This window comes from Agrobacterium fabrum str. C58 (genome assembly GCF_000092025.1).
In the GTDB taxonomy this organism is placed as follows: Bacteria; Pseudomonadota; Alphaproteobacteria; order Rhizobiales; family Rhizobiaceae; genus Agrobacterium; species Agrobacterium fabrum.
Window position 1 is genome coordinate 222,531 of sequence record NC_003064.2, and the last position, 17,297, is coordinate 239,827.

At 58.2% G+C, this 17,297-nt stretch carries 15 protein-coding genes; 10 read left to right on the forward strand and 5 right to left on the reverse strand.

Features of this window, described 5'->3' with window-relative positions; all coding sequences use genetic code 11:
* Positions 1–30: 30 nt before the first annotated feature.
* Together ATU_RS24995 and ATU_RS25000 are read right to left on the reverse strand one after the other, a co-directional pair.
* On the reverse strand, positions 31–1,542 hold the full coding sequence (locus tag ATU_RS24995; protein ID WP_010974486.1) for an aldehyde dehydrogenase: 1,512 nt from the start codon (positions 1,540–1,542) through the stop codon (positions 31–33).
* Positions 1,543–1,563: 21 nt separating this feature from the next.
* The gene (locus ATU_RS25000) at positions 1,564–2,535 is read right to left on the reverse strand and encodes a flavin reductase (protein WP_010974487.1); all 972 of its coding nucleotides are present in this window, start codon (positions 2,533–2,535) and stop codon (positions 1,564–1,566) included.
* A 553-nt stretch (positions 2,536–3,088) separates the two neighbouring features.
* On the opposite strand from ATU_RS25000, the gene ATU_RS25005 reads away from it, so the two are divergent.
* Entirely contained in the window at positions 3,089–4,894 is a 1,806-nt protein-coding gene (locus ATU_RS25005) for a helix-turn-helix domain-containing protein (RefSeq protein ID WP_010974489.1), read from the forward strand.
* 143 nt (positions 4,895–5,037) lie between these two features.
* Positions 5,038–5,958: a GNAT family N-acetyltransferase gene (locus tag ATU_RS25010; protein WP_236762359.1), complete on the forward strand. Its 921-nt coding sequence runs from the start codon at positions 5,038–5,040 to the stop codon at positions 5,956–5,958.
* 282 nt (positions 5,959–6,240) lie between these two features.
* Here ATU_RS25010 and ATU_RS25015 read toward each other — a convergent pair whose 3' ends face one another.
* Positions 6,241–6,633 (reverse strand): RidA family protein, encoded by a 393-nt coding sequence (locus tag ATU_RS25015; RefSeq protein WP_010974491.1) that lies wholly within the window; start codon positions 6,631–6,633, stop codon positions 6,241–6,243.
* Between the two features lie 132 nt (positions 6,634–6,765).
* Between ATU_RS25015 and ATU_RS25020 the strand changes: the two genes are divergently transcribed.
* The 7 genes from ATU_RS25020 (at position 6,766) to ATU_RS25050 (ending at position 13,149) form a co-directional block, all read left to right on the forward strand.
* Positions 6,766–8,037, forward strand: coding sequence for an amino acid deaminase (locus tag ATU_RS25020; RefSeq protein WP_010974492.1), 1,272 nt, complete (start codon positions 6,766–6,768; stop codon positions 8,035–8,037).
* Between the two features lie 8 nt (positions 8,038–8,045).
* The gene (locus tag ATU_RS25025) at positions 8,046–8,714 is read left to right on the forward strand and encodes an amino acid ABC transporter permease (RefSeq protein WP_010974493.1); all 669 of its coding nucleotides are present in this window, start codon (positions 8,046–8,048) and stop codon (positions 8,712–8,714) included.
* A 9-nt stretch (positions 8,715–8,723) separates the two neighbouring features.
* Entirely contained in the window at positions 8,724–9,374 is a 651-nt protein-coding gene (locus ATU_RS25030) for an amino acid ABC transporter permease (RefSeq protein ID WP_010974494.1), read from the forward strand.
* On the forward strand, positions 9,361–10,092 hold the full coding sequence (locus tag ATU_RS25035) for an amino acid ABC transporter ATP-binding protein (RefSeq protein ID WP_010974495.1): 732 nt from the start codon (positions 9,361–9,363) through the stop codon (positions 10,090–10,092). Before ATU_RS25030 ends, ATU_RS25035 begins: the two co-directional genes overlap by 14 nt.
* A 39-nt stretch (positions 10,093–10,131) precedes the next feature.
* Positions 10,132–10,911 carry a transporter substrate-binding domain-containing protein gene (locus ATU_RS25040; RefSeq protein ID WP_010974496.1) on the forward strand — a complete coding sequence of 260 codons (780 nt, stop codon included), beginning with the start codon at positions 10,132–10,134 and terminating at the stop codon, positions 10,909–10,911.
* Between the two features lie 94 nt (positions 10,912–11,005).
* On the forward strand, positions 11,006–12,013 hold the full coding sequence (locus tag ATU_RS25045; protein ID WP_010974497.1) for a succinylglutamate desuccinylase/aspartoacylase family protein: 1,008 nt from the start codon (positions 11,006–11,008) through the stop codon (positions 12,011–12,013).
* 26 nt (positions 12,014–12,039) lie between these two features.
* The gene (locus ATU_RS25050) at positions 12,040–13,149 is read left to right on the forward strand and encodes a LacI family DNA-binding transcriptional regulator (protein ID WP_010974498.1); all 1,110 of its coding nucleotides are present in this window, start codon (positions 12,040–12,042) and stop codon (positions 13,147–13,149) included.
* Positions 13,150–13,734: 585 nt separating this feature from the next.
* Here ATU_RS25050 and ATU_RS25055 read toward each other — a convergent pair.
* Positions 13,735–14,757, reverse strand: coding sequence for an alcohol dehydrogenase catalytic domain-containing protein (locus ATU_RS25055; RefSeq protein ID WP_010974500.1), 1,023 nt, complete (start codon positions 14,755–14,757; stop codon positions 13,735–13,737).
* 157 nt (positions 14,758–14,914) lie between these two features.
* Between ATU_RS25055 and ATU_RS25060 the strand changes: the two genes are divergently transcribed.
* Positions 14,915–15,856 carry a LysR family transcriptional regulator gene (locus ATU_RS25060; protein ID WP_010974501.1) on the forward strand — a complete coding sequence of 314 codons (942 nt, stop codon included), beginning with the start codon at positions 14,915–14,917 and terminating at the stop codon, positions 15,854–15,856.
* A gap of 283 nt (positions 15,857–16,139) precedes the next feature.
* Here the strand turns inward: ATU_RS25060 and ATU_RS25065 are convergent, their stop codons facing one another.
* Positions 16,140–17,294 (reverse strand): DmpA family aminopeptidase, encoded by a 1,155-nt coding sequence (locus ATU_RS25065; protein ID WP_010974502.1) that lies wholly within the window; start codon positions 17,292–17,294, stop codon positions 16,140–16,142.
* Between the last annotated feature and the right edge of the window lie 3 nt (positions 17,295–17,297).

Genomic DNA, 17,297 nt, shown 5'->3' on the forward strand with positions numbered 1-17,297 from the left:
GTGTGTCTCCCGAAATCTGTTCTGAATGAATTAGCGAAGACGGATCACGAAGGGGTCCTGCATGGCGCCCGAGTAGTCGATGACGACATTCTTGGCGCGAGAGAATTCGCGCATCACGTCGAAGCCGCCGCGGCGGCCGTAACCGCTTTCCTTGAAGCCGCCATTGGCGGACATGTAAGCGGCCGACCGATAGGTGTTGATCCACACGGTGCCGGCGTCGATCTGGTTGGCGAACCGCATGGCGCGATCGATGTTCTGCGTCCAGATGCCCGATGCCAGGCCGTAATTCGTATCGTTGGCAAGCGAGATCATTTCCTCTTCGGAGGAAAAGGGCATGACCCCGACCATCGGGCCAAACAACTCATGGCGCATGAAGCTCATGTCGTTGGTTGCATCCGCCATCACCGTCGGCTCGAAGTACCAGCCCCTCGACAGTTCCTCCGATTGCGGACGTTTGCCACCGATTGCGATGCGCGAACCTTCGCGGACGCCGGAGGCAACGTACCCCTCGAGCTTTGATAGCTGGCTTTCGAGTGCGAGCGGGCCGATGTCGGTCGCGTCATCCATCGGGTCGCCGAGCTTGATGTTGCGGGTGCGCTCCACCAGCGCTTCGATGAACCGATCATAGATATTGGCTTCAACGAAGCAGCGTGATCCCGCAACGCAGGTCTGTCCAGCTGCAGCGAAGACACCCGAGACGACCCCGTTAACCGTCTTTTCAATGTCGACGTCCGAGAACACGACATGCGGAGATTTGCCGCCCAGTTCCATCTGGCATGGCACCAGGTTGGCCGCCGCGTTCGCGGCGATGCGCCGACCAGTCGCGGTGCTACCTGTGAAGACGAATTTGGCAATACCGTTGTGGCGGGTCAAAGCCTCACCGGTTACCGCGCCACCGCCAGTGACAACATTGACCACACCGGCCGGGAACCCCGCCTCTACGATCAGTTCCGCAAGCGCGAGTGTGGAGGCAGTCGCGTGTTCGGAAGGCTTGATTACCACCGTGTTGCCGATTGCAAGGCACGGGGCGAGCGTTCCGGTAAGCAGCATCAAAGGTGAGTTCCACGGGGTCACCATGCCGATGACACCGAGCGGCTCGCGCATGTTGAAGTTCAGCTGGTCGAGCTTGTTGACGGGGATCGTGTCGCCCTGCAGCTTATCGGCCATGCCGGCAAAATAGAGGTAGGAGTCTGGAATTGCCCGCATTTGCGCGCGCATTTCCTTGATCAGCTTGCCATTGTCGCGCGTCTCGAGCAAAGCGAGATCTTCAGCATGTTCCAGCACGAGATCGGCCAGCCGGCGAACTAGCTTACCGCGGGCGGTCTGCGTCATGCGCCGCCAGGACGGATCACGGAAGGCACGCTGTGCAGAGGATATCGCCAGATCGACGTCGTCGGCACCGCCTTCTGCAAATTGGTACCAGGCTTCGCCCGTGGTTGGATCGTAGCTATCGACGAATTTGCCGCTTCGGGGCTCGACGAAACGGCCATCAATGAACAGGCCAAGGCGTTTGCCCTTGATGGCTTCGGCAGTCGTTTGCATTCCCGTCTCCAATATCCGATTTCACTTGTTGATTGCGTTGGACCAGGGCCGTGCCTGACCGTCGATGGTCGCAAATCGACCGCCGTCGCCCGAGTCCATGTAGATGCCGAAAGATCGGTCCTGCCTTTCGCGCGTGTAGCGGCGCAGCACGGCCTGCAGTTCCCGTGTCGGGATGAGGTCGTAGGGGATCTCGTCTATCGGGAAGAAGCGATAGCCTTCCGGAAGCTCCGGGACTGACGTATGGCTCGATAGCTCGGCGCGGTAGATCAGGTGCCCCGGATCGGTGTCTGCAACGTCATAGACCGAATAGAGAAAGGTTGCGTCAGGGTGCAGGGAGATCGCGCTGTCCTCCCTAAGCTTCAGTTCCGTGTCCGCCTTGCGCTTGCGACCGACGGGCAATACCCAGCCGCCCTTACCATCCGCGCGCAGCAGCACGGAATTATTGGCCTCGACCAGATAACCGATCACCATGCCCTGCGCTTCCAGCCAGCCTTCCGGCAGCGGATCCTTCACGCTGGCATAGCGGCCACGGCAAAAGCCGAGAGGGGCTTGCGGGCTCGTTCCAAAGGCCCGGACTTCGCCGATCAGGATAACGTGGTCGCCAGCCTCAACGCGGTTGAAGACGGTGCAGTCGAACCACGACAGGCTGTCGGCGAGGATCGGCGCGCCTGTATGTACCCGGTGGTGGCGCACTGAGCCAAATTTGTCGGCAGTTTTGGACGCGAAGATTCCGGAAACATCGACCTGTCCTTCATGCAGGAAGTTCACCGCGAAACTTTCCGTCTGGCAGAAGGCTTCATAGCTCGCTGCCGATTTTCCAACACAGATGAGGAGCAAGGGAGGATCGAGCGAAACCGATGTGAACGAATTTGCCGTCATGCCGCGCGGATTGCCATCGGCGTCATAGGTGGTAACGATCGTCACACCGGTGACGAATGTTCCAAACGCCTTTCGCAGGGCAATGGGGTCGATGGCTGGGTGAGTCTCGGTCATAGACGGATAATTCCTCTTGTTCTGCCATTCACCGTAGATGCTGGAGTCCGGGCGATCTTCCGTCTTAGAATAGTAAAAGGACGGGAGGTTTTTACTGCGGTTCGACGGAGCAGTCGGGCAACGTCAACGGTATCGCGAAGGATTATCGGCGTAGGCGTCACGATGAGGCGCGAGCCGATTTAGAGCTCGGGTACACCAAAGCGGTGTAGGAGCTGAAAGAGCTAGAGACTCAATTGTCGGCCGCACGGGGACAGCGAGCACAGTGATGCGGAGGACCTAATTTTCCGAACCGCGCCACTTTCGTGAGACGAACCTGCCGCTCCACCAAGTCGAGGCCATGAAAGTCGATTGCATAGAGTCTCATCGCATATCGCGTCGCGAGCAGAGATTTCCCGGTGAACTCGTTCAACGCCCAACATCGCACGAAGCGCTCCAGAGCGACCTTTCTTCCAGGGAAACGGAGGATTAGATGTTCATCTCTTCCGTCGAGTGATAGTAGACAGGCACAATCGCCCGGCGCATTATCCGGCTTCAACTTGAGTGGACCCGAGGCTTGGATCAGAAATCGAAGATACTTTCCCTTCGCGAGGTTGCAAGCCAGATCAACAGTGGCGGCGATATCGTTACGATCCTGACGGAGCTTGTCGCCGCGTCCTGCAGACACGGCAACTGGACGCTCGGTTCGATCATGGGCATCGATGCGGCGAACGGTTATGCCTACGTCATCGCTCGCCACGATCCCGGGATCATCCCGCGCAATCTCACCGAACGCTGGGAGCTGGCAACCAGCCCCTCGCTTATCGCCCTGCAACGCAACGAGCCTGTCTACATTCGCGACGTGCGGGAATCGGAAGAATTCCCGGGCTATCGTAAGGAGTCCTTCGAGCGAGACTACCGCACGGTTCTGGTCATGCCGATGAATTGTATCGACGAACAAAACCGGCCGATGGTGTTGAGCGTGGTCTCGCGTTCCATCACCGAAATCACCGAAGAAGAGCTCGCTTTCATGGGCACGATCGTCCATCTCGGTGCTATCGCCGTGGAAAAGCAGCGTCGCCTTGCGGCGGAAGAGAAGACTGCAGGGCGACTTGACAGGGCGCTGGCGGCCCACACGTCTATGCTGGAACATGTGCTGAGCGACGGCTCTGTTTCCTCGCTTGCCTCGATGGCTGGAAGGCTTTTGCCCGACCCCCTGATAGTTGTGGACTTTACAACGAACCAGATCATCGCTGGTCGTTCACCGCTTCCCGATACTATTGATGATGATGCCTGGCAGGCTGCAGCAAGTGGCGCATTCGCCAAGGCGCTGACAAAGGCCGCGCGGGAAAGTCTCAGCACCGTCGCTTCCCAGATGGTACCGATCCTTCTTGATACCGGTTCAATACGGCTGAAGGTGGCGGCTCGAATGGAGACGCTGATGGTGGACAAACAGCACGTTGGTGCGCTCATTATCTTTTCCAATCCGGCGACGTCGGGCGAGCTGGACCAGATCATGTTGGATAGCGCGAAATTCGCGCTTAGCGTTCAGATGATGCGCAGCTTCTTGCGCTTCCGCTTCGAGACGAGGACGCAGAGCGAACTGTTTTTCGAGGTTGTGGAACGGCGCTGGCGCGACCCGGCCGACATATCCCAGCGCGCCACGCGGCTTGGGTTGGATTTTTCCTCATCACAACAGATGATCGTGGTGGATTTTCCCCAAAAGGCCAAAGCTTTCGGCGGAGGCTCGGTTGATGTCCAGCACACAATTTCCCGGGTGATGCAGCAGGTCGGGCTTGCAGCCAATCTCGTGGCGATAGAGGGCGGACTCGTTTGCCTGATGCCGTACGAAACGACGCGACGGCGGGAAAAGACCGGTAAAATCATGCAGCGGATCGCTGACGAACTGAAGCGCTATTTCGAGGAAGCGCCGATCGTCGTTGCAAGCACGCGCTGCGCCGGGTTGGATGACTATCCGTCTGCTTGGGACCGCTGCAATCGGATGATCAGCATTGGACGTTCGTTTGGTTTGACCGGCGCGGTTTCGACGCAGGATTTCGGTCCGCTTCCAATGCTGGTATCGGCTGCGGATGTGAGTGATGTCAGGAGCTTCGTCCGCGAAAGCATCGGTGCGATGGCCGAGCATGACCGCGAGCACCAGACGCCCTACCTAGAGACGCTCTCGGTCTATCTGCAGGAATCCTGCCGGGCGCAGGCCTGCGCAGACCGGATGGGCTTGCACGTGACGACGCTTCGTTACCGGTTGGCGCGTATCCAGGAGTTGTTCGGCATCGATGTGGAAACGCCCGACAAGCGGTTCGCGGTAGAATTGGCGATCCGTCTGCACCGAGTCATCGATAATCCGGTCTTTGGTGAGAAGTAAACGGAGTGCGGGGATGGGATGCCGAACCTGTGTTCGTTTCAGCAAAATGTTGCCCGGCTCCATAGATCTTGAGCAAAATCTGCGGGACGGTGGGCTTATGGTGGACCGACTGTCCGCACCCACGGGTGCAGGATGTTGGGAAAATGATCGAGGACATGCGTGTGGATGAGATACTCAAGCCCGGCGAAAGAATCCAGATTGACGCCTTCGCAATGCAGCTCGGTGATGTTGCGGGAGCGGACCTTGAGCAGCTTCATGCGCTGTCGATTTCGGTCGGCTGGCCGCACCGCGCGGAGGACTGGCAGTTCTTACGCAACGTCGGCAATGGCGTCGTTGCGACCGATGACATCGGTCGCATCATGAGCTCAGCCATGTGGTTCCGCCAATCGCCCGAGCTCGCAACGATCGGCATGGTTATCACCTCGCCGCGCCTGCAGACGCATGGCACCGGTCTCTGGCTGATGGAACACGCGCTTCGAGAACTTGAGGGCGTGAACCTGCGTCTCAATGCGACGCGGGCTGCTCAGAGGCTCTATCTGTCACTCAACTTCATGCCGGAAAAGACGGTCTATCAATGCCAAGGCATCGTCACCGAAGCGCCCAACGAGCGGGATTTGTCAGGCGAGTTGAGGGTCCTGGGGCCTGATGATCTTATCGCGGTGACGGCGCTCGACACTGCGGCCTTCGGTGTCGTGCGCGCAGTTGTCATCGAAAAGCTCATGTCCACTTCAAGAGGCTACGGCCTTTTCCGCGATGGCGTGCTGAAGGCCTTTGCCCTTTGTCGTCGGTTCGGCCGCGGCCATGTCGTCGGCCCGATTGTGGCATCGGATGACGAGGAGGCCATCGCTGTCCTTTCGCCGCATATACGCGATCGTCAGGGCCGGTTCCTGCGTCTCGATACCCACTTCGAAACCGGTGACTTCGCACTCTTTGTGCTGCGCAACGGCCTCACCGTCTACGATACCGTGCTCACCATGTCGCGCGGCAAGCGGCTCGCGGATTTTGCGACGGGCGAGACCCGTGCGCCGCTGACCTACTCACTTGCCAGCCAGACACTAGGCTGATCATGCCGAGGCGGTCCCAAAAGTAGGCAGGATACTACGCTGGTCGCGACGCGGGCCTCTTGCTGCTTTCGAACTTTTTTAGGCAATCAAGCGCAACACCCGGCTCTGTCGAAAATTCCAGGTGGTTGGGCAGAGGGACCGTAGGTTTTTCCGTTCTGCAGGATGACGCGCACAATCGGCACTGACTGATCATCATAGATAGATGGATAGCTTCTGAAGCGACAGGCTAGTCAGTTCGATTCGTTTCAACGCAATGGAGAGCCGCTTTTATTTTCCTACTCATTAGATCGGCTTGTAGGCGATCACGTCCATTTCAACTTTGACATCAACCATCATCGGAGATTGAACGGTAGAACGCGCCGGTGGGTGATCGATGAAATGCTTCTGAAAAACTGCATTGAAGCTGGAGAAATCGCGCGCGTCGTCAAGCCAAGCATTGACCTTGACGACATCGGCCAATGTGCATTCGGCTAGCGCCAGCACTTCGATGATATTCGCGATCACTCGTTCTGTCTGAGCAACGATATTGCCGACGATGATCTCGCCATCGAATGTGGGAACCTGACCCGAGACGTAGACGAAGTCGCCTGCTCTCACGGCTTTGGCGAAGGGGCGCCGCTGGCCGCCGGCTTGAGCGTCGGCGACAGCGTAGCGAATCAGTTTCTCGCAATTCATGTCATTTGCCTCTCGTTACTGTTCCCGGCAGCGCGCTCCGAAATTCGCAACCGGTTTCCAAGAAAATCTAATGACAACGTTACCATCAGATGCTACGAGCATTGTCAATGACAACGATACCATCGGGAACAGATGCAGTCTTCTTCAGCTCTTCGGCAATCAACCGGCGATCAGTCGGAATACCATGCCCAGTCGAATATGATCGGCTCTAGCCCGGCGGACGGTTTGCTCGCATTGCCGCTTCTGACCGTCGATCTTGCCGTCTATCGCGGTAATCGGGATCGCTTTCTTGCGCTTGTCTCGGCCCATGGAGCGAAGGCGGCTCCACATGCCAAGACGCCGATGTGCCCGGAGATCGCGATCGATCTGATTGAAGCCGGTGCCTGGGGCGCGACGGTCGCCGATCTCTTCCAGGCGGAAGTCCTGCTCAAGGCCGGCGTGTCGAACATATTGATCGCCAACCAGATCGGCGGATTGACATCCGCCAGACGCCTACGCATGCTCGCAGATGCTTTTCCGAAAGCCGAGATTATCTGCTGTGTCGATTCTGTTCAGGCCTCGGCCAATCTGGTTCAGGCCTTTCAAGGGCGTGTGGATGCCCCATTCAAGGTCTTCATCGAAGTCGGTGTCGGCCGCACTGGCGCCCGTACGTTGAATGTTGCAAAGGATATCATCGACACCATCTCGACAAGTGCAGAAATCGTACTGGCCGGTGTGTCGACCTATGAAGGCTCCGTCTCCGGGGAAACGTCGGAAGCACTCGATGCAAACATGGCGGCCCTGTTCGATCTCCTGACCGACAGTCTTGCATCGATACGCGAAAAAGATCCCGGGCGCCCGCTAACGGTTTCAGCCGGCGGTTCGATCCATTTCGACCGCGTGCTCGCGGCGCTTGTGCCCGTTTGCGAGGCGGATGGCAATGCGACGTTGTTGCTGCGCAGCGGCGCCATCTTCTTCTCTGATCACGGTGTATATCAGCGCGGTTTCCAGGCAGTCGACGCCCGCAACCTACTCGCATCCGGCAAGGTTGTCTTCAAGGCATCCGAGGCATTTCAGCCCTCAATGCGAATCTGGGCGGAGGTCATCTCCGTTCCTGAGCCGGGGCTGGCGATCGTCGGCATGGGCATGCGGGATGTATCGTTCGATCAGGACCTGCCCGTGGCGCTTCGGCTCCATAGGGACGGACATCTGGTCGAAGCTGATCTCTCTTCATCCGCGAAGGTCGGCAAGCTCAATGACCAGCATGCCTTCTTGTCCTTCGGGAACGGCAGCAGTCTGGCAATCGGCGATGTCATAGAATTCGGCATCTCGCATCCCTGCACGTGCTTCGATCGCTGGCGCGTCTTTCACGGAATCGATGGATCAGGCCGGATCCAGCGCATCTACACAACCTTCTTTCACTAGGACCGGCAATGCCCAGCTTCAATTTTCGCCCGCTCTGGCGCTACGAAGACCAGTTCATCGATGGTGTGCTGACCACGCTGCTGCTTACGGTTTCTGCAACAGCGATCGGGCTCATCATCGGGATTATCGGCGCTGTCGTGCTGCGCAGCGGACCGAAGCCCGCTCGCATTGGAGTGCGCGCTTATATTGAGATCATCCGCAATACGCCGGCACTGCTGCAGATCTTCATTATCTTCTTCGTGTTGCCCACTATCGGCCTGAAGTTCTCGCCGATCCATGCTTCGATTGTGGCCTTGTCGATCTATTTCGGCGCCTATGCCAGCGAGATCCTGCGATCCGGCCTGAATTCCATTCCGCCGAGCCAGATCGAGGCGGGCGTCTGCCTCGGTTTAACCCGCTGGCAGGTTCTGTCGCGTATCGTGCTGCCGCCGGCCATCCGCAACATTTATCCGTCGATGACCTCGCAATTCGTGCTGCTTTTGCTCGGCACTTCGATCGCCTCGCAGGTTTCGACCGATGAGTTGTTTCATGCGGCCGGCTTCATCGACAGTCGCACCTATCGCAGCTTTGAAGTCTATGCGCTGACCTGCGGCATCTATTTCACTCTCGTTGTTTTCTTCAAGATTGTCTTCGCGCTTGTCGGGCGGGCCGTCTTCCGCTGGCCAACGCGCCGATAGGTTTCGACCATGCGTCAGTTTTCATTTTCCGACCTGCTCTTCCTCGCAACCGCTCTCGAGTGGACCTTTCTAATGGCAGCGATTGCGCTTGCCTTTGGAGTTCCTCTGGGGCTGGCACTTGCTATCGCTCGTACTAGCGGATCTACGGTTCTGCGCGTCATCGCCTCGGCGTTTGTCGAACTCATCCAGGGCATCCCGCTGTTGGGCCTGCTGATGTTCTTCTATTTCGGCATTCCCGTGCTCGCCGGCAAGGATGTGCCAACCGTCGTCGCCGTCGGTGCTGCCTACACGATCTACACGGCCGTCTTTCTCGGTGACATCTGGCGCGGCGGCATTCAGGCTGTTCGCCAGGCTCAATGGGAAGCGGGAGCCTGCCTCGGTCTCTCCTGGTTGCAGCAATTCGTCCATATCATCGGCCCGCAGGCATTTCGCATCGCGCTACCGGCGACGGTCGGGTTCCTGGTTCAGCTTATCAAGAACACCTCGCTTGCCTCCGTCGTCGGTCTGGTCGAACTGGCCCGAGCCGGGCAAATGATCAGCGCCGGGACCTTTCAGCCGCTTCTCGTCTACACATTGGTGGCGGCCATCTACTTCACCATCTGTTTCCCACTGACCACCTGGTCCCGGACCCTGGAGGCGCGGCTCAATGGCGCTCGTTGAAATCAAGAACGTTCGTAAGAATTACGGACCGCTGGAAGTTCTCAAGGGCGTTTCGCTCGATGTCGAGAAAGGCGAGATCGTCACCATCATCGGGCGCAGCGGATCGGGAAAAAGCACGCTCCTGAGATGCATCAATGCGCTCGAAACAATCAATTCGGGCGAGATCCTGCTCGAGGGACAGCCCGTCTCCGCTAACATGGATGGTCTCCGACAGATGCGGCAGAAGGTTGGCATCGTCTTCCAAGCCTTCAATCTCTTCCCGCACATGACGATCGAGAAAAACGTCACGCTTGCGCCGGTCCTGACTGGAAGGACCGACAAGCGCGGGGCAAGGGAACTTGCCCTCTCGGTTCTCGAACGCGTCGGCCTTGCCGACAAGCTGAAGGCCTATCCGGAGCAGCTCTCCGGCGGGCAGCAGCAGCGCGTTGCGATTGCCCGCTGTCTGGCAATGTCGCCTCACCTGATGCTCTTCGACGAAGTAACTTCGGCACTCGATCCGGAACTTGTCGGTGAGGTGCTGAAGGTGATGGAGGAAATGGCGGCGCAGGGCATGACCATGGTTCTCGTCACCCATGAGATGAGCTTCGCCCGCAATGTCGCGACGAAACTGGTCTTCATGCACCAAGGACGCGTCTGGGAGCAGGGCGACCCAAAGAGGCTTTTCGCCGATCCGCAAACACCGGAACTCAAGAGTTTCATCGGTCACCACGCGCGGTGACCGGTCGAGAGAATTTAAGCGCAACAAAAGGGGAATAACATGAAACTATTCAAGCGCATTATCGCTGCGGCCACCATTGCCGCGGCTCTTTCCGCTCCGGCTTTTGCTGATACGCTGGCTGACGTCACATCGAACGGCAAGCTTCGCGTTGGTGTTCTGCTGGATGCGGCACCGTGGGGTTACAAGGATGCGGAAGGCAAGGACACCGGGCTCGATGTTGAACTCGCACGCATAATGGCCAAGGATCTCAATGCTGAGCTGGAAATCGTGCCGCTGACCGGTGCAAGCCGCATTCCGAGCCTGCTCGCCGACAAGGTCGACGTTCTCATCGCCGCCGCTGGTGCAACACCGGAGCGCGCCCAGCAGGTCATGTTTTCGCAGCCCTACGCCGCTGTCAGCCTCGGCGTTTTCGGTGGTGATGGCGAGAAGATTGATGATGTCTCCGGCCTTGCCGGCAAGCAGATCGCCGTCGCCAAGGGCTCCACCCTCGACACATGGCTGACCGACAACGCACCCGAGGTAAAGCTCGTTCGCTTCGAAGACACGCCATCCGCGATTGCCGCGTTCTTGGCCGGACAGGCTGATTATTTTGCTGAAAACAGCGCGATCGCGGTCAAGGTGGCAGACGACAATCCAGGAAAGAACGTCGCCATAGTCTACCGCATCCGCCTGTCGCCGGCACATGTCGGCGTGAAGCAGGGCGAGCAGAACTTCCTGAACTGGATCAACACCTTTCTGTTTTTCCATAACATGAACGGTGATCTCGCTAAACTGCAGATGACCTTCTTCAAGGAAAAGCAGACCCTCCCGCATATGTGATCTGAATAAAACCGGGGCTCGCCGGAAGGCGGGTCCCGCCCAGAATTGAGATTTAGAACGCGCAGGATGAAACCAGCGCACCATAAGGTGTTTCATGCATACTGGATTATTCCATTCGATCGACTTCAATGCTGAGGGCAAGCAATTCGGCTGGTTATCTGCGCCATTCTCGGTCGATCGTTCTCCATATTTTCATGTCCGGACACCCATATGCACGATCCGCAACGGTGACGGTCCGTCGATCCTGCTGATGGCGGGAAACCATGGCGACGAGTATGAGGGGGAGATAAATCTCAAGCGTCTCATCCGCAGCATCGAGCCTGCCGACATTACCGGCAGGCTGACGATCATACCATTCGCAAACATGCCGGCCGTCATGGCCGCACGCCGCTGCTCGCCGCTCGACGGCGGAAATCTCAACCGCGCCTTTCCGGGTAGCATGGAAGGCAATCCGACCAGCCGAATTGCGAATTTCCTCGAGCGCGAACTCTTCCCCGGCTACGATATCGTCTTCGACATGCATTCAGGTGGAACCTCGATGGCGCATCTGGCGACCGGGCTGATCGAGGAAAACGACGATCCGGAGCGGCATGCCAAGGCTGTGGCACTCCTCAACGCGCTCGGCATGCCCTACGCATTCATCGCCCGGAATGGCATCGATGCACCGACTTCGATGGCTGCTGTAGCCAGAGCAGGAGCAATCGGCATCAGCGGTGAATTTGGCGGCGGTGGGAGCGTGACGCCGGAGACAATGTCGATCACAGCGCTTGCGATCAACAATCTCTTGATCGCCTCGGGTATGGCCACGAAACCCCTTCTGCCCAGCAAGTCAAAGTCGCAAAAGACCCGGTTGCTTAGCCTCAACTCTCATGACCAGGCGATCTACGCCACGCGTACAGGCTGGTTCGAACCAGCCGTTGATATCGGCATCGAAGTCCAGGCCGGAGATATTGCCGGCTGGTATCATAATTTCGAGCAGCTTACGGAGACGGAAGAGGAGTTGCGGTTCGCAGTTCCCGGCGTTGTGATCTCCAGGCGCCTGCATACGCAAAGTCAAAACGGCGATTGCCTGATTCAGGTCGGCAGACTAATCAGAGACTAAGGGTTGATGCAAAGCGGGGCGAGATGATGCGTATGGCTAAGGCGGCAGAGAACGAGACCGGGGGCATCATCTACGACGAGGTGGTGCGTATTCCGGCCCGGTCGCCGCGGGCCGCCGCCACTGCTCTGTTAGAAGACAATGCGCCGCTCGAAACGGCCAGCATCGGTGATGTTGCTCGCCTTGCAGGGGTCGCGCCGATCACGGTGTCTAGGGCGTTGCGCAATCCGGAAAAGGTAAGCGCGGAAAAGCGCGCCCGGATTGAGGCTGCCGTCGAGCGTACCGGGTACAGGGTCAACCCCTTCGCCAGTGCGTTGAAAAGCGGCCGTTCGAATGTCGTCATGGCCTTTGCGTCCAATATGTTCAGCGAGCAGTTCGCGCTTGCTCTGCATGCCTGCGCGAATGTGCTTGAGGAAGCCGGCTATCTTTTCCTCGTGGGTCAGACATCCTACTCATATGATCGCGAAACGGCGGCGATCCGCTCGCTTCAGGCCCTCAAGCCCGCAGCAGTGATGTTTACCGGTGTCATCGAACTCGAACAAAACCGCGAAACACTTCGCAACCTCGGTATTCCGATCATGGAGACATGGGCGTTTCCGCGTGATCCCATCGACATGCTTGTTGGTTTTTCGAATACCGAAGCTGGCCGACTAGCGGCGGAGGCTCTCGCGGATGGCGGGTACAAAAAGGTTGGCTTTATTGGTAGAAGGGGAGGGCGTGGCGCCCTTCGCCTCAAGGGTTTTCGCGATAGTTGCAGGGATTTGGGGCTCGAATTCGTTGGAGAATTCCTTAGCGATGAGGTCGCCGGCCCCTCGGACGGGCGACGCTGCCTGTCCACGCTTCTGGAAAGCGGAGCGAGCGTGGACGCGGTCTTCTGCGCAAATGACCTCCTTGCATTGGGAACCCTGATGGAGGCTCGTCGCCGTAAGCTTTCCATTCCCAAGGATTTCGGTGTTATCGGCTTCGGTGAGAGTGACATTGCCGCCGAAATACCCCCCGGTCTGACGACTGTCGGAATAGATAGCGCCCAACTGGGAAAGATCGTAGGCGAAATGCTGTTAAATCGTTTGTCGAAGGGCGAGATCGCCGCTCCAATTCGACGTGTAGACCTATTGGTCACGCATCGAGGAAGCGTATAAGCAATTTGAACTGTTAGATTTTCAGTCGGATATCGAGTGTTGCCTGTTCGATTCCAGTCAAGAGCGAAGACTGCGACCGCCTTGCGCCTTCATCTCAGTCATTGTTTGCGGACGCTATTGACCAGAAACGGGACGTTTGCACAACAGCTGATAAACGGCTGCCAAACCTGCGGAGAATGGCCGGTCCGATCGGACCTGAAATGATTAGTATCGCCACCCACCCTGTGACGTCGCTGAAATCGGTTTCTCTCGAATTGAACCATTCGGTCCTCCGACCGTTCAAGAGGTACCACGAACTAAGGGCTGCTCAATTCAATGACGGACGAAGGCGGTAGCTGCGACCTCGATAGGGTGATCATCAGCATGTCATTGACCATCTTAAGGTTGAGTATAAACCGGAAATACATTCATGCGGTGTGATCGATGATTTCGGCGAGGCACCGACGCCGGCGGTAAAGAGTTCGCGGTCAGTCATGGCCAAGCGTCCAAAATTCCAATACACGCTTCGTTGGGTTGACGATGCCTGAGCCGGGGCGGCTGCCTGGAGGCCCGCTCCCACCACAGGAATCCCCCCGGTATAAATCCTCAAGCGCCGTGCGGAAGGAACACGCCCCGGAAGCGCATCTTCCCGGTGGATAGCCGCTCATATGCCTCGGTTGCCTGCTCGAGGGCGAAGGTCTCGACAATCGGCTTGACCTTGCCCTTGGCGGCGAGATCGAGGATTTCGGCGAGATAGTGCTGTCCGCCATGCGTGGACCCAACCACGCGTTGGCGCATCATGTGGAACGGCTTGCCGTCGGACGGGATCGAGAACGGCTTGCTGAAGTCGAGCGCGCAAAGAACGATGCGCCCGTCAGGCCTTACGCCCGCCATCGCTTTTTCGGCGGTGTCGAAGTCGTTGGTCGTAACCAGAAGAACGTCCGCACCGCCGGCCTCCAATAACTCTTTGCCATCGGCGACGACGATGTCTGCACCAAGATCGGTGGCCAACTTGTGCTTGTCGGGTGAATGCGTGATCGCGATGGTCTCAAACCCCAAGGCTTTGGAGAACTGCACGGCGACGTGCCCCAGCCCGCCGATGCCAAGTACCGCAATTCTGTCACCAGGTTTGGGCTCGGCGTCGCGCAAGCCGCTCCAGGTCGTGTAGCCTGCGCACATCATGGGTGCGGCATCCGTGTAGTCGAGCCCGTCGGGTAATAACACTGTGCCTTCAGCAGAGATCGCGATGTACTCTGCGTGCCCGCCTTGCGTCGCGAACCCCGTTGTCCTGGGTGAATCGCAGTTCATGGCTGTCTGGCCGGTCAACGGACGGTTCTGGCGGCAGTAGGAGCATCGTCCACAAGAGGACTGCACCCAGGTGGTGCCGACCCGGTCTCCCACCTTGCGCGTATGAACGCCCGCGCCGACCTCGATGATCTCGCCGACAACCTCATGGCCGGGGGTCTGCGGATAGATGTCGCCACCGGCACCCTGCGTCGCCCACACGTCCGTGTAGCACATGCCGGAGGCGTGGATTTTAACAAGGACAAGTCCTGGCTCTGCCTTCGGAACGGGAACCTCTTGAACCTCCCAAGGCTGGTTCGCCCCGGTCATGACAACAGCTTTCATCTTCATCAACTTTTCCTCTCTTCGGCGGGCCGATCGCTGGATAGGTGGTCTGGGGACCTGCCAGCGAACAGCAAGGAGCCTGGTCCCTCATGCTGCTCCCCTACGCTCAATCTATGCCGCATTGACTATCTGAACAATCTGATCAATTCTTGATGTCATGATGAAAGCAATTCACCAATCAAAGGGCAATGATCTGGCTGCCTTTTCCGCATTCCTGGCGGTAGCGACCCATCGCAGTTTTCGGAGCGCCGCTGACGAGCTCAACATGACGCCCTCGGCGATCAGCCATTCGATTAAGGTTCTCGAAGAGCGGTTGAATGTCCGCCTCTTCAACCGAACGACTCGCAGCGTCTCGTTGACGGAGGCGGGTGAACGCCTTGCGTCCAAACTCAAGCCGGCAATGGCTTCAATCGAAGAAGCCGTCCAGGAGTTGGAGGGAAATGGTCCCGTCCCCAGTGGCACGGTGCGGATCAATGCCAGCGAAGGGGCTATCCGCTTAGTACTGCGGCCGGTGCTTGCACCCTTCTTGCGCGAGTATCCTCAAGTCCATCTCGACATAGTCAGCGATGGCAGACTGAGTGACATCGTTGCTGATGGTTTCGATGCCGGCATCCGATTGGCGGAGGCAGTACCAAAAGACATGGTGGCCATCCCGGTGATGGGAGAGGTTCGCTTTGCGGCTGTTGCGTCGCCTGAGTACTTCGAGCGTCGCGGATATCCGCTCATACCGCAGGATTTACACAGCCACGATTGCATCCGCTTCCGGTTTGAAAGTGGAGCAATCTATCGTTGGGAATTTGAACGCATGGGCGCTTCAGAAAGAATCAACGTTTCCGGGCCTCTCACATTGAGTGACCAGCCGCTCATGGTGGAGGCTGCAATCGATGGGATAGGTATTGCTTTCGTGCCTGACCATCTTGCGACGGAAGCACTCGAACACGGTCGCCTGGAGCGAGTTCTGGAAGACTGGTGTCCGGCGCTTCCAGGATTATGTCTTTATTACTCTGGGCGTCGCCACGTATCATCTGGCCTCAGAGCGCTGATCAACATGCTGACTCACCGCCCTATGATACCGAGATCGGGATCGACGCCTTGTTGACTGTCAGGATAAGGCATCGAATTGCGCAATGCTGTCGATCCTGGCCAGCGCCACCAGATCAAAACTGAGCTCGATCTCGCAAGGCGGAACCGACGCTGGCGACTGCCGAGCTGAACGGTCGCGTCGATTCTGAGCCTCCGTTCTGACGGGATTGCTGAAAACGGGCTGCCCTGCGGTGTCCAGCTTGTCGGGTCACCACGCGCGGACCGGAAACCGCTCGAATTTGCGCGCTCCTATGAGGAGGCCGCCAACATCAGGACCGGCAATGCCTTCGACTAAACATCTAGATATCACGTCGCGGCGCCTGCGACCCTCGGTGAAGAGCCGTTACTGCAGCTAGAAGCCTGGCGACCTCGTTGCCGTCGATTGCCTCGATGCGATAGCGGTCATAGGGCGTACCGCCTGTCGTTTCTGCGGCGATCATCGCATTGACCACCGCCTCTTCTACGCTTTGCACCACGGCTTGATAGACCGGATCGAGCACATCGTCATTGACCATGACGATGCTCAACAGCGGTCCGGCTTTGTGGCGCATCGGATGGGGATTGGCAGTCGAGAAGGCTAGAAAAATGTCGCCGGAGTTACTTCCGCCTACTGTGCCGTTGCGGCCGATGCCGATCGCGCCGCGTCGCGCCAGCTTCTGCAATTGGTGCGGTGCGAGCGGCACGTCGGTGGCGATCACGACGATGATGGAGCCGCGCTCAGAAAGGTCTGGGTCGGTCTGTTGGAGGAGTTTGCCAACGGGTAAGCCGCCGATCGACAGCCAATCCCGTTGACCGTGGTTAGCCTGCACCAACGCCGCTACGGTAAATTCCTCACCACCGACGGCGATCCTTCGCGAGGCGGTGCCCGTGCCGCCCTTGAAGCCGTAGGCGATCATGCCCGTGCCACCGCCAACGCTACCCTCGGCGACTGGGCCGGTGTTCGCCCCGTTCAATGCCTCGAAAACGTGATCGACCGTTACATGCTGGCCATTGATGTCATTGAGTAAGCCGTCATAGGTTTCCGCCACCACCGGCATGATCCACAATTGTTCATCGCCCTCGTAGGTCGCGCTATAGCGATCAATCATCCAGCGCGCGGCGCTATGATGGGCAATGCCAACGCTATGGGTGTTGGTAATCAGGACAGGGCCGACAAAGTAGCCTCCGTCGTCGATCCAGTGCGAGCCTGTCATCTCGCCATTTCCATTGAAACGATGGATTCCGGCAAACACCGGTACCGGCTCGCTTGCCGTCGCATGCGGCAGGATCGCTGTCACGCCGGTGCGCACTGGCAGTTTGCGGCCGGGGCGGGGCACCTCCTCCCGGATCGTCGAAACGCCGACATGGATGCCAGCTATGTCGGTTATGGCGTTAAGCGGCCCGGGCATGCCGTCGAAGGCAATGCCGAAGTCGCGCGCGCGTTTTTGGCACGCTTTGTTCGTCTCGTTGATCATTGC

Coding starts and splice junctions, on each gene's coding strand:
- ATU_RS25010 (WP_236762359.1), top strand. CDS start 5,038: ATGATCGAGGACATGCGTGTGGATGAGATACTCAAGCCCGGCGAAAGA.
- ATU_RS25025 (WP_010974493.1), top strand. CDS start 8,046: ATGCCCAGCTTCAATTTTCGCCCGCTCTGGCGCTACGAAGACCAGTTC.
- ATU_RS25050 (WP_010974498.1), top strand. CDS start 12,040: ATGCGTATGGCTAAGGCGGCAGAGAACGAGACCGGGGGCATCATCTAC.
- ATU_RS25035 (WP_010974495.1), top strand. CDS start 9,361: ATGGCGCTCGTTGAAATCAAGAACGTTCGTAAGAATTACGGACCGCTG.
- ATU_RS25060 (WP_010974501.1), top strand. CDS start 14,915: ATGATGAAAGCAATTCACCAATCAAAGGGCAATGATCTGGCTGCCTTT.
- ATU_RS25065 (WP_010974502.1), bottom strand. CDS start 17,294: ATGATCAACGAGACGAACAAAGCGTGCCAAAAACGCGCGCGCGACTTC.
- ATU_RS25020 (WP_010974492.1), top strand. CDS start 6,766: ATGCAGTCTTCTTCAGCTCTTCGGCAATCAACCGGCGATCAGTCGGAA.
- ATU_RS24995 (WP_010974486.1), bottom strand. CDS start 1,542: ATGCAAACGACTGCCGAAGCCATCAAGGGCAAACGCCTTGGCCTGTTC.
- ATU_RS25000 (WP_010974487.1), bottom strand. CDS start 2,535: ATGACCGAGACTCACCCAGCCATCGACCCCATTGCCCTGCGAAAGGCG.
- ATU_RS25015 (WP_010974491.1), bottom strand. CDS start 6,633: ATGAATTGCGAGAAACTGATTCGCTACGCTGTCGCCGACGCTCAAGCC.
- ATU_RS25030 (WP_010974494.1), top strand. CDS start 8,724: ATGCGTCAGTTTTCATTTTCCGACCTGCTCTTCCTCGCAACCGCTCTC.
- ATU_RS25040 (WP_010974496.1), top strand. CDS start 10,132: ATGAAACTATTCAAGCGCATTATCGCTGCGGCCACCATTGCCGCGGCT.
- ATU_RS25055 (WP_010974500.1), bottom strand. CDS start 14,757: ATGAAAGCTGTTGTCATGACCGGGGCGAACCAGCCTTGGGAGGTTCAA.
- ATU_RS25045 (WP_010974497.1), top strand. CDS start 11,006: ATGCATACTGGATTATTCCATTCGATCGACTTCAATGCTGAGGGCAAG.